At 66.0% G+C, this 10,706-nt stretch carries 13 protein-coding genes; all 13 read left to right on the top strand.

All coding sequences use genetic code 11. The features are described 5' to 3' along the window. Positions 1 to 9: 9 nt before the first annotated feature. The 13 genes from AC1MB9_RS08345 to AC1MB9_RS08285 all read left to right on the top strand — a co-directional run bounded on the left by AC1MB9_RS08345 (position 10) and on the right by AC1MB9_RS08285 (position 10,705). Positions 10 to 459 carry a flagellar hook assembly protein FlgD gene (locus tag AC1MB9_RS08345; protein WP_479964544.1) on the top strand — a complete coding sequence of 150 codons (450 nt, stop codon included), beginning with the start codon at positions 10 to 12 and terminating at the stop codon, positions 457 to 459. 64 nt (positions 460 to 523) lie between these two features. After that, positions 524 to 1,720 carry a flagellar hook protein FlgE gene (locus tag AC1MB9_RS08340; protein ID WP_479964543.1) on the top strand — a complete coding sequence of 399 codons (1,197 nt, stop codon included), beginning with the start codon at positions 524 to 526 and terminating at the stop codon, positions 1,718 to 1,720. A 351-nt stretch (positions 1,721 to 2,071) separates the two neighbouring features. Then, complete coding sequence (locus AC1MB9_RS08335; protein WP_479964542.1) at positions 2,072 to 3,559, top strand: HNH endonuclease signature motif containing protein; 1,488 nt, start codon at positions 2,072 to 2,074, stop codon at positions 3,557 to 3,559. Between the two features lie 92 nt (positions 3,560 to 3,651). Beyond that, a complete protein-coding gene (locus tag AC1MB9_RS08330) occupies positions 3,652 to 3,885 on the top strand; it encodes a flagellar FlbD family protein (protein WP_479964541.1) in 234 nt (77 codons plus the stop codon). Continuing rightward, entirely contained in the window at positions 3,885 to 4,724 is an 840-nt protein-coding gene (locus AC1MB9_RS08325; RefSeq protein WP_479964540.1) for a motility protein A, read from the top strand. Before AC1MB9_RS08330 ends, AC1MB9_RS08325 begins: the two co-directional genes overlap by 1 nt. Further along, complete coding sequence (locus tag AC1MB9_RS08320) at positions 4,721 to 5,581, top strand: OmpA/MotB family protein (protein ID WP_479964539.1); 861 nt, start codon at positions 4,721 to 4,723, stop codon at positions 5,579 to 5,581. Before AC1MB9_RS08325 ends, AC1MB9_RS08320 begins: the two co-directional genes overlap by 4 nt. A 62-nt stretch (positions 5,582 to 5,643) precedes the next feature. Continuing rightward, the gene (locus AC1MB9_RS08315) at positions 5,644 to 6,528 is read left to right on the top strand and encodes a flagellar motor switch protein FliM (protein WP_479964538.1); all 885 of its coding nucleotides are present in this window, start codon (positions 5,644 to 5,646) and stop codon (positions 6,526 to 6,528) included. Beyond that, on the top strand, positions 6,525 to 7,232 hold the full coding sequence (gene fliN / locus AC1MB9_RS08310) for a flagellar motor switch protein FliN (protein ID WP_479964537.1): 708 nt from the start codon (positions 6,525 to 6,527) through the stop codon (positions 7,230 to 7,232). Before AC1MB9_RS08315 ends, fliN begins: the two co-directional genes overlap by 4 nt. Position 7,233: 1 nt before the next feature. Next, complete coding sequence (locus AC1MB9_RS08305; RefSeq protein ID WP_479964536.1) at positions 7,234 to 7,674, top strand: FliO/MopB family protein; 441 nt, start codon at positions 7,234 to 7,236, stop codon at positions 7,672 to 7,674. 17 nt (positions 7,675 to 7,691) lie between these two features. After that, complete coding sequence (gene fliP / locus AC1MB9_RS08300; protein WP_479964535.1) at positions 7,692 to 8,564, top strand: flagellar type III secretion system pore protein FliP; 873 nt, start codon at positions 7,692 to 7,694, stop codon at positions 8,562 to 8,564. Then, a complete protein-coding gene (gene fliQ / locus AC1MB9_RS08295) occupies positions 8,564 to 8,839 on the top strand; it encodes a flagellar biosynthesis protein FliQ (protein WP_479964534.1) in 276 nt (91 codons plus the stop codon). Before fliP ends, fliQ begins: the two co-directional genes overlap by 1 nt. Continuing rightward, positions 8,840 to 9,598, top strand: coding sequence for a flagellar biosynthetic protein FliR (locus AC1MB9_RS08290; protein ID WP_479964533.1), 759 nt, complete (start codon positions 8,840 to 8,842; stop codon positions 9,596 to 9,598). Then, on the top strand, positions 9,599 to 10,705 hold the full coding sequence (locus AC1MB9_RS08285; protein WP_479964532.1) for an EscU/YscU/HrcU family type III secretion system export apparatus switch protein: 1,107 nt from the start codon (positions 9,599 to 9,601) through the stop codon (positions 10,703 to 10,705). It begins immediately after the preceding gene. The last annotated feature ends 1 nt before the right edge of the window (position 10,706 follow it).

Below are 10,706 nucleotides of genomic sequence, written 5' to 3'. Positions count from 1 at the left end.
AGGTCGCCCGTGACCATCGACGCAGTTACCGCCCCCGCAACGACCGGAATATATTCCTCCTCGGTCGATCGCGCGCCGAAGCAGACCATGGATTCGGAGGTGTTCATGTCGCTGCTCGTAACGCAGCTGCGAAATCAGGACCCGTCCTCACCCATGGACACCAACCAGATGATCGCTCAGACCACACAGCTCGCCATGATGGAGAAGCTCAACGCCCTGGCCGCGACCAACGAGGAGAACTTCTCGCTGCAGATGCGCATGGCCGCAGCATCGCTCGTGGGTCAGGACGTGACCTTCACCGACAGCGACGGCAACGAAGCAACGGGCCAGGCGACCGCCGTCTCGTATGCCGGCGCCGTGCCTCAGGTGTCGGTCAACGGCCAGACCATGGCCCTCGACGCCATCTCGGGCATTGCCGCACGCACCGCGACGCCCGTTCCTGGATCCGCATCCGCCTAATCGTCTTGTTCGCCCTGTTTTCACACTCTTCTTGACCATTCGTTCTTCTTGAAAGGCAGCAACCATGCTTCGCTCTCTTTACTCCGGTATCTCAGGTCTTCGTGCTCACCAGGCCATGCTCGACGTGACCGGCAACAACATCGCCAACGTCAACACCACGGCATTCAAGGCCTCGGCCGCGCAGTTCCAGGACACGCTGTCGCAGATGCAGCAGGCCGCCGGCGCGCCTCAGGATGCCGTCGGCGGCAAGAACCCCGCCCAGGTCGGCCTCGGCGTGCAGGTTGCCGGCATCTCCACCAACTTCGCCCAGGGATCGGCGCAGTCCACCGGCCGTGCGACCGACATCATGATCGCCGGCGACGGCTTCTTCGTCACCCAGCTCGGCAATGAAACGCTCTACACCCGCGCGGGAGCCTTCGACTTCGACGCCGAGGGCCGGCTCGTCTCCCCGGACGGCGCCATCGTTCAGGGTTGGAATGCCGCGGGCGGAGTCATCAATGCCGGTGGAGCCACCGGAGATATCACCCTCCCCGTGAACACGACCAGCGCCGCGTCGAAGACGACCACGGCGGGCATGACCGGTAACCTGCCCGCCGACGCGGCCAACGGAACTGAACTGATTCGTGACATCGAGGTCTTCGACGCATCCGGTACGGCACGAACCATCTCGATTAAGTTCACGAAGACTACGGATGCTGTCGACCCTGTCAGCTCGTGGGACATGAGCGATGTCACCGACGTCGCGAGCGCGCCGTCTCTCGCGACGCTCGCATTCACTGCCGGGACTCAGACGAGCGGCCCGACCAGCTATGACGTCGGCGGCATCCCCATCGACCTCCAGAAGATCAGCGGCTATGCCGGGGAATCCACCGTGGCGATCTCCGACAAAGACGGCTATGCGGCCGGAACACTCGAGTCCTTCGCCCTCGGCGCGGACGGCACCCTGAGCGGGCTGTTCAGCAACGGCGAGTCTTTCGCCATCGGCCGCATCGCCCTCGCCACGTTCGTCAACCCGGGCGGTCTCGAGAAGGCCGGCGGCTCCGGCTACCGCGCCACCTTCAACTCGGGCGCTGCCGCTCTCGGAACGGCCGGTACGGGCGGCCTCGGTTCCTTGCAGGCGGGTGCGCTCGAAATGTCGAACGTTGACCTCTCGCAGGAGTTCACGAACCTGATCGTCGCCCAGCGCGGCTTCCAGGCGAACGCCCGCATCATCACCACCTCGGACGAGGTGCTGCAGGAACTCACGAACCTCAAGCGGTAGGCGGTCGGAAGACGTCACTGTCTTCCTCCTGATCCTGTCTGCATCTCTGGCCCCGGCATCTGCGCGGGGCCAGAGGTGTCTCCGCCGCCAAGGGATGTCGAGGGGCCCCGGGGGAGGGACCGACGAGCACGGGCGAGCCTCATTCGAGTTCGATGCCCTGTGCCAATCTCGGGGCTCGGGATCGACCGGCAGGTGGGGCGCGTTGCCGCCTCGAAACGGCGTCACCGCCGCGCTGGGGGCCGCTGGAGGGCGAAGTGCCAGGATCCCGGCGAAGAAAATGACTACGAAACTCCTTGGACAAATACGTGAGCAACCCTCGCCTATATGTACTAGTTGGGCTAAAATGGGGGTATGTTCACGACGGTGAAGTCCGGAGCTGAGATGGTCGCCCTGCTGGCGCAGGCCGACGCACTCGTCACGAATGCTCTGGCCGGGGTGCAGTTCGCGCTCCTCGACGACGAGGCGGCGCTGGCCGTGTTGGGGGCGTTGGAGGCGGTGGGGCGTCGGGTGGACGGTGGCCGGATCGGGTCCGCGGCGAATGTTGCGTGCCGCGCGGATGCGGGCTTGGGGCATGAGTCGTTGGCGTGGAAGAACGGGTGCCGGGGAAAGTTCGAACTGATCACCGGCGTGACGCGTATTTCCAGCAGCGAGGCGAAGCGGCGGATGCGGCTCGGCGGTTTGATCGCCGGTACCGCGAGCGCGTCGAGTGGGTTGCTGGGGCAGAGCGTTCCGGTGCGGCACCCCGCCGTCGCCGACGGTCTCGCCTCCGGCCAGCTCGGGGTGGATGCGGCGGAAGCCATCGTGACGGTGCTGGAGCAGATCGGCTCCCGCGTGGCGGTGGACGACCTGGACCGGGCCGAACGAGCCCTCGTCGCCTCGGCGACCGGGGCGATCACCGCGGAGACCGCGGGGCTTCCCGGGGCGGGGATCGCGTTCGGCGCCGACCTGATCCGCGCCCAAGCGCACCAGTGGGAGGCGGTCCTTGACCCGGACGGCGCCGCCCCGAGTGATGACGAGCACGCGGCGACAAGCACGGTGGGGTTCGGGGTGCTGCGTAACGGCCTCTACCCGCTGCACGGCGCGGTGACGCCGGACCTTCTCGGGGTGATGAACGGTGTCTTCGCCACGTTCCTCTCCGCCCACGCGGCCCCGGCGTTCCCGTCGGCGGAGGAGCAGGCGCTTATGGAGGCCGGCGAAGTCATACCGGGGGCCGAGGCGGTGGCCGTGGATGACCGCACGGGAGGGGAGAAACGCGCCGACATTCTCCGCGCGGTGTTCGAGACGACAGCGCGGGACCCGAAAACGCCCACTATGGGTGGTGCCGCTCCCGTGGTGATGGTGCATGTGAACGCCCGCGACCTGAAGACCGGCCGCGGCGTCGGCTGGATCGACGGCGTCGACGCCCCGATCAGCCTCCGCACCGTGCACCAACGCCTCTGCAACGGCGGATATCAGCAGGTGGTCATCGGCGACGACGGACAGGTGCTGCACCTCGGCAGCAAAGAACGGTTCTTCAGTCCGGCGCAGCGCCGGGCGATCGCCGCCCGCGACGGCGGCTGCGTCATCCCCGGCTGCACCGTCCCCGCCGCCTGGTGCGAAGTTCACCACGTGATCCCGTGGCAATCCCACGGCGCGACCGACGTGGAGAACGGGGTGCTGCTGTGCTGGTTTCATCACCACAGCATCGACACCAACGGGTGGAACATCCGCATGGTCAACGGGCGCCCGCAGCTGCGCGGACCCGTACTCTTCGACCCCACAAGAACCTGGCGGCCCGCCGCCACCCACCGGGCCAACACCCCCAGCACCGACCCACCCTGGAACAGATCCAGACAATAGCGCGTGGTCTCTCGACTAACGCGGGGGAGTGTGTGGCCGACAGTGACCGTTGACGCCTCGCCGGAAGCGTTCGGTACCAGGGATGAGCACTCATGATCGTCGTCACGCGACTCAACGACAGCCAGTTTGCGATCAACCCTGATCTCATCGAACGCATCCACGCCAATCCCGACACCACGCTTGTCATGGTTGACGGGGCGAACTTCATTGTCACCGAGTCGATGGAAGAAATCATCGAGAAGATAGCCCAGTACCGCGCACGGGTGATTTCGCTCGCTTACGACCCTGAGCCGGGCGAAGCGCCCCGCGGTCCGCGGAGGATCTAATGGATCCCGCAACCATTATCGGCATCTTCATCGCGTTTGGTGCCCTGTACGCGATGCTCACCCTCGAGGGCGCCCACGTCGGGAGCCTTCTTCTGCCGGCACCGATGATTCTCGTTTTTGCCGCGACGATCGCCGTCGGAATCGCCGGCGGAACCATTCAGGACGCCGTGCTCGCCTTCAAGGCCTTGCCGCGGGCGTTTCGCGGCAAGACCACGCCTCCCACCCAGGTCATCGACCAGGTGGTCGGCCTGGCGGAAACCGCCAGAACGTCGGGTCTGCTCTCCCTTGAGCAGGAAGCCGACAACGTCAAGGACCCGTTCCTGCGCGGGGCCCTGCAGAACATTGCCGACGGAACCGACGGCGACGAACTGCGCATGGTCCTCGAGGATGAGATTTCCACTCGGTCTCGCAGCGATCGCATGGCGGCCAAGTTCTTCACGACCCTCGGCGGGTACGCTCCCACCGTCGGCATCGTCGGAACCGTGGTGTCTCTCACCCACGTTCTGGAAAACCTCTCCAACCCTGACGAGCTCGGTCCCATGATCGCGTCGGCCTTCGTTGCCACGCTCTGGGGGCTCCTCTCCGCAAACTTCATCTGGTTGCCGATCGGGTCACGCCTGAAACGACTGGCCGACCTTGAGGTCGACCGCATGACCCTGCTCATGGAGGGAGCTCTGGCCGTGCAATCCGGAAGTCAGCCGCGCCTGCTCGGGGAGCGCCTGCGTGCCATGGTCTCGGCCGAGGCCCTCGGAAAATCCGGAAAAGGCACAAAGGCCGACAGAGCCGGAAAGAGCTCGAAGACGTCAGGGGAAGACGGTCCCCTTGACAAGGCAGCATGAGCGCGCGCACGAAGCGCCGCGACTTCGGCGGGGACGAAGAGGAACATCCCGACGAGCGCTGGATGGCGTCATACATGGACATGGTCACGGTGCTCATGTGTATGTTCATCGTGCTCTTCGCCATGTCGAGCGTGGACGCGGACAAGTTCGCCCAGCTCAGTAACTCGCTCGCCACCGGCTTCGGGAGCGTCAACGTGGGGGCGATTGACACCGCAACCGGCGTTGTCGTGCCGGCCGAGCACGCCGACGCCGAAGAGGAAGCCTTCGCCGGGGCGGCGCCGACGCCGACGCCGGCCACCGCCGAAGAACTCGCGGTCGCAGAGGTCGACGACTTGTCCCAGCTCGAGGCCCAGATTAACGCCAACCTGACTGCCATCGGCAAGGAAAACCTGGTGCAGTTCGCGATGGACGAGCGCGGCCTGACGGTCGGTCTCGTCGGTTCCGAGACCTTTTTCGCACCTGACCAGGCGGACCTGAGCCCCGCGGCCATCGAGATCCTCGATGCCATGGCGTTGGCTATGGTCGGGAGCGATCGTGAGATATCCATCGAGGGTCACGCCGACGTGCACGGCCAGACCGTGAATTTTGCGACCGACTGGGAGCTCTCAGCCGGACGCGCCACGCGAGTGCTGCGCCGTCTCGTCGAGCAGGGCGGCGTGGACCAGGCCCGAGTGGCCGCGATCGGCTACGGTGCGGCTCGTCCGGCATCCACCGGATCGGCCCTGGCCGATATGGCCATGAACCGCCGCGTCGACGTGGTGTTGCTGTCGTACCTGCCGGACACCGTTCGGTCCCTCATACCGGGGATCGTGTCCGGAGCGAGCACCACGGCGGAAATCGGTCACGGCAGCACCTAACGCCGCACCGGTGACGGCCGATAGTGCCAAACGTGACGGTCCAGGAACAAGTAAGCAGCGGCGTGCCCGCCAGGCCGCCGGGCACGGTCGAGGTATACGATTTTCTTCGTCCTGCGACCCTTGCGCGTGAACACGCCCGAGTCCTGGAACTCGCATTCGAAACCTTCGCCCGTCAGTGGGGAACTCAGCTCACCGCGCGCGTGCGCCTGCTCTGCCAGGTGACATGCGACCAGGTGCGGATGCAGACCTACGATGAGTACGCTTCGAGCCTGCCACCCACGACGGCGATGGTGTTGTGCAGCATCGACGGTGTCTCCGCGAAATCCATCATGCAGTTTCCGACTCGGGCCGCGCTGAACTGGGTCGACCACATGCTCGGCGGCAACGGCAGCAAGGCCGCCACGGAGGAACGCAAGTTTACCCCGATCGAGCAGGCACTCGTGCGTCACCTGGTCGAGGAAGGCCTGGAAGACCTCCGCTATTCGCTCGGAGACCTACTGCTCACCGACGTGACCATGGATGGCATCCAGTACAACTCCCAGTTCGCGCAGGCCGCCGCGACCGGCGATCTGATGATCGTGGCCACCTTCGGCATCCGAACCGGCAGTGATGCCCCCGTGACCGCCACCGTCGCCATCCCGGAGCACGTCCTCATGCCCCAGCTCGGCGAGGCGAATCCTCCGAGCCTCGCCGAGAACGCGCGGGGACTCCTCCAAAAACAGCTCGCCTACGTGCCGGTCGACGTCTCCCTGCAGCTCAACCCGATCCAGGTGCTGCCCAGCCGCATTCTCAGCCTGGCGGTCGGAGACCTGCTCTCCATCCCGCATCCGCATCATCGGCCGCTTGACCTCATCGTCGGCGACCAAATTCTGGGCACGGCCGCCGTCGGAGTGAACGGCTCCCGTCTTGCCTGCATCGTGATCGACACCGAGGAGAAACCCCAATGACCGACACCGGAGTGTTGTCTGCAGCCGCCGTTGATGCCCTGATCCGCATCCTGCCCACGGGTGAGCCCGTGCGTGCCCTGGAGTCGCACGGTAGTCCCGAGCTGACTGCCCGACTCGGGTCTGCGGCCGTGGCATCCTTCGTGGGCGCGACCTCGGCCGACCTGGCGATCGTGCTGATGGACCCCGCCGCGTTCGACGCGGCATCCGGGTCAACGTCCGCTCTCGTGGCGAGCCACGACGTTCTGCGTCCATCGCTGGAAGGCGCCTCCGCCGTGCTCGGGGTCGGCGTGCTCGGCGACACACGCGTCGAAGACGCGTCCGCCCTGTTCACGGATGCCGAAACGCGCGTTTTCGAGCTGGGCACCGCCGGTCAGGTGACCGGTTGGTTCGCGCTGCGCGTGCGACAGAACGGATCTGTCGTCGGCGGCGGTAACGGGCTGACGTCCAAGGCCCTGGGCAACCTCGGCCGGATCAACAACGTGTGGATGTCCCTGGCGGTAGAGATCGGGCACACCCGCATGCCCGTTCGCGACGTGCTCGCGCTCGAACCGGGAGCCGTCATCGAACTCGGGCGGTCTGCCGGCTCGCCCGCCGACGTCTTGCTCAACGGTCGTCTGATCGCTCATGGCGAGATTGTCGTCGTCGACCAGGACTACGCGATTCGCATCACCCAGATTCTCGACGTGCTCGAGGGCACTCCCTAAAGTGGACACCCTGATCGTGGCGTTGCGGGTGGTGCTGTCCCTCTCCGTCGTTCTCGCACTCCTCTGGTACATGCAGCGCCGCTTCACCAAGGGTGTGCGCAGCCGCGGGGGAGCCAACCTCGTCACCGTCGTGGGCCGGCAGGGCCTCGGCCAGAAGGCATCCGTCGTTGTCGTGGACATTGACGGCCAGCGCCTGGTCCTGGGCGTCACCGAGCAGTCGGTCACCGTGCTGCACGGCTCAGACACCCCCGTTCCCGCCGAGGGCCACGCCGCCTTCGCGCGCACCCTGACGACGGCCGCGACGGAGAACGACACCGATGTGGCGGCGCCGCTCGAATTTCGACCGCGCCGCAAGACCCCTGCCACCGCTGCGCTCGGCGGGTCGATTCTCTCGGCCTCCACCTGGCAGCAGGCTGCGGCCGCCCTTCGGCAGGGTCGGTGATTTCCCGGGGCGCACGGATGCCTGCCCCCTCCTCACCGGCTCGAAGTGCACGGCGCCGCTTCCGCCGGCGGCTGTGGTTGCTTCTGGCCGCCGTCATCGTCATCACCGTCGGGGTGCTGTGGTTCACCGCCGCCGCCGGTCACGCGCTGCCCGTCGATCCGAAGATGCCGGACCCGACCGACCCCACGGCGCCCACCGACCCGGTGGAGCCGAGCGTGGGCGGCGGCGGACTGACCGTCGACATCAACGGGCCTGACGGTTCACCGTCCTCGGCCATCGTGACGCTCGTGGGCATCACGCTTCTCTCCGTGGCACCCGCCCTGCTGCTCATGATGACGAGCTTCACCAAGATCTTCGTGGTGCTCGCCATGACGCGCAACGCACTGGCCCTCCCGTCGATTCCGCCCAACCAGGTGCTCGCCGGCCTCGCACTCTTTCTGTCGCTGTTCATCATGGCGCCGGTGCTCACCGACATCAACAGCCTCGCCGTCGCCCCGTACCTCGACGGCACGATGACGTTCACGGATGCCCTCGCTGCGGCATCCGCTCCGCTGCAACACTTCATGATGGGCAACACCCGCGAGGAAGACCTCGCGCTCATGACGCGCGCCGCGGGGCAGGAAAACCCGGCGAGCCCCGACGACGTCGAGCTGTTCACCCTGATTCCCGCGTTCATGATCTCCGAACTGCGCGCGGCGTTCATCATCGGTTTCGTCATCTTCATCCCGTTCCTCGTCATCGACATCGTGGTGTCCGCGTCGCTGATGTCGATGGGCATGATGATGCTCCCGCCCGTGATGATTTCACTGCCCTTCAAGATTCTGCTCTTCGTGCTCGTCGACGGCTGGAGCCTGATCATCACGTCGCTCATCGGCAGTTATCAAATCTGATGGACACCAACGCCGTACTCGACATTGGCCTGCAGGCCCTCATCCTCGCCGCGAAGCTGTCGGCACCCATCCTGATCACCGCGCTCGTCGTGGGCTTCTCGATTTCGCTGCTGCAATCCATCACCCAGATTCAGGAGGTGACGCTGTCCTTCGTACCGAAGGCCGTGGCGGTGTCGCTCGCCCTGCTCATCGCCGGGCACTGGATGATCTCCGAATCGGTCGCATTCACACACGCCATGTTCGAGAAGATCCCCGCCCTGATCGGCGGCGGGTAGGTGGAATTCACGCTGAACTTCGCCTGGATCGAAGCCGTCATGCTCGCGAGCGTGCGCATGACGGCGTTCCTGGTGATTGCCCCGCCGTTCTCGTTCAATGCCTTCCCGCTGCGCATTAAGGGGATGCTCGCCATCGGGCTCGGCCTCGCCATCTCCCCACGGGTCACCTCCAGTTATGAGTCCCTCAACACCTCCGGGTTTTTCGGGGCGCTCGTGCTCGAAATACTGGTGGGCGGTCTGCTGGGTTTTCTGGTCTACGTGGTCTTCGCCGCCGTGCAATCCGCCGGCGGCCTCATCGACATGTTCAGCGGTTTTCAAATGGCCCAGGGCTTTGACCCGCAGTCGATGGTCAACGGCGCCCAGTTCACGCGCCTGTTCCAGATGACCGCTCTCGCCCTGCTCTTCGCCTCCGACGGCTACCAGCTCATCATCGGCGGCCTCGTCCGGTCGTTCACCGCGCTCCCGCTCGGCGGCGGGCTCGACATGGCCGCCCCGATGCAGGCTCTCGTCGAATCCGTCAGCCAAATGTTCCTCGCCGCGGTACAGATCGCCGGCCCGCTGCTCGTGGTGCTCTTTCTCGCGGATGCCGGCCTCGGTCTCATCACCCGCGTCGCACCCGCACTCAACGCCTTCGCGCTCGGCTTCCCGCTCAAGATCCTCATCACCCTCACGCTCGCGTCCACGGTCTACGTGGCACTGCCACGGATCGTCTCCTCGCTCACCGGCCAGGCCGTGAGCGCGCTCCTGGGGGTGAAGTAATTGCCAGAACCTGATTCCGGAGAAAAGTCCGAACCGGCGACACCGAAACGCATGAAGGAGGTGCGCGGCAAGGGCCAACTCTCCAAATCCCAGGATGTGACCGCGTGGCTCGGCGTCGGCGCTGCCGCCGTGATGATCCCCGTCACCATCGACGCGGCCGCCGCAGCCGGAACCGTGCAGTCTCTCTCGATCGCCAACATCATCCAGAATCCCGATCCGCTCGAGGCGGTCACCGCGCTCGGCGACGGCCTGGCGTCCCTGCCGGGCATCCTCACCCCCATGCTGCTCGCCGTCGCGGCCGCCGTTCTCGCGGGCGCCGCGCTGCAGGGCGGCATCCACTTCAAAAAGTTTGAGGCGAAGTTCGAGCAGTTCAACATTGTGAGTGGTCTCAAGCGGGTCTTCGGCGGCCGCGCGCTCTGGGAGGGCGTGAAATCCCTGCTCAAAACGGCCGTGGTGGGGATTGTTCTTGTCACGGTCATCCAGGGGCTCATGCCCGTGCTGATGACAGCCGGCGGCCTGCCCGTCTCCGAGCTCATCGGCGCGGCCGGCGGGGGCGCGGCGGCCCTGCTGCGCACCGCCGTCACCGCGGGTCTTGTGCTCGCCGCGGCCGACGTGTTCGTCGTCATGCGCCGCAACCGCAAAAAGACCCGCATGACCAAGAAGGAGGTGCGCGACGAAAACAAGGCCTCAGAGGGCGACCCCCAGATCAAGTCCCAGCGTCGCGCCCGTCAGCTGGCCATGAGCCGAAACCGCATGATCTCCTCCGTCACCGACGCGGACGTCGTGCTGGTCAACCCCACGCACGTGGCCGTGGCCATCAAATACGAGCCGGGCAAGTCCGCTCCCCGCGTCGTGGCGAAGGGAGTCGGGCACATCGCCACACGCATTCGCGAGCAGGCCGAAACCGACCAGGTTCCGATCGTGCAGAACATCCCGCTCGCCCGGGCCCTGCACGGCGCGTGCGAGATCGGGGAAGAGATCCCGGTCGACCTGTACAACGCGGTCGCGAGCGTTCTCGCCTTCGTCATGGCGCTGAAGAGTCGCGGTTCAGGCGGCGGCGTTCACACCATGACCCATCAACCAGCACTGACAACCGGAGGCAACTGAC

The sequence above is a fragment of the Cryobacterium sp. AP27 genome (assembly GCF_056680495.1).
Note: the sequence above shows the minus strand (reverse complement) of the source record. Positions and strands in the feature narration are given on the sequence as shown.

Excerpts from the sequence above, each read along its gene's own strand:
- AC1MB9_RS08320 (WP_479964539.1), top strand. The coding sequence starts at position 4,721 with ATGAGCGCGCGCACGAAGCGCCGCGACTTCGGCGGGGACGAAGAGGAA.
- AC1MB9_RS08330 (WP_479964541.1), top strand. The coding sequence starts at position 3,652 with ATGATCGTCGTCACGCGACTCAACGACAGCCAGTTTGCGATCAACCCT.
- AC1MB9_RS08340 (WP_479964543.1), top strand. The coding sequence starts at position 524 with ATGCTTCGCTCTCTTTACTCCGGTATCTCAGGTCTTCGTGCTCACCAG.
- AC1MB9_RS08325 (WP_479964540.1), top strand. The coding sequence starts at position 3,885 with ATGGATCCCGCAACCATTATCGGCATCTTCATCGCGTTTGGTGCCCTG.
- fliQ (WP_479964534.1), top strand. The coding sequence starts at position 8,564 with ATGGACACCAACGCCGTACTCGACATTGGCCTGCAGGCCCTCATCCTC.
- fliN (WP_479964537.1), top strand. The coding sequence starts at position 6,525 with ATGACCGACACCGGAGTGTTGTCTGCAGCCGCCGTTGATGCCCTGATC.
- fliP (WP_479964535.1), top strand. The coding sequence starts at position 7,692 with ATGCCTGCCCCCTCCTCACCGGCTCGAAGTGCACGGCGCCGCTTCCGC.
- AC1MB9_RS08335 (WP_479964542.1), top strand. The coding sequence starts at position 2,072 with ATGTTCACGACGGTGAAGTCCGGAGCTGAGATGGTCGCCCTGCTGGCG.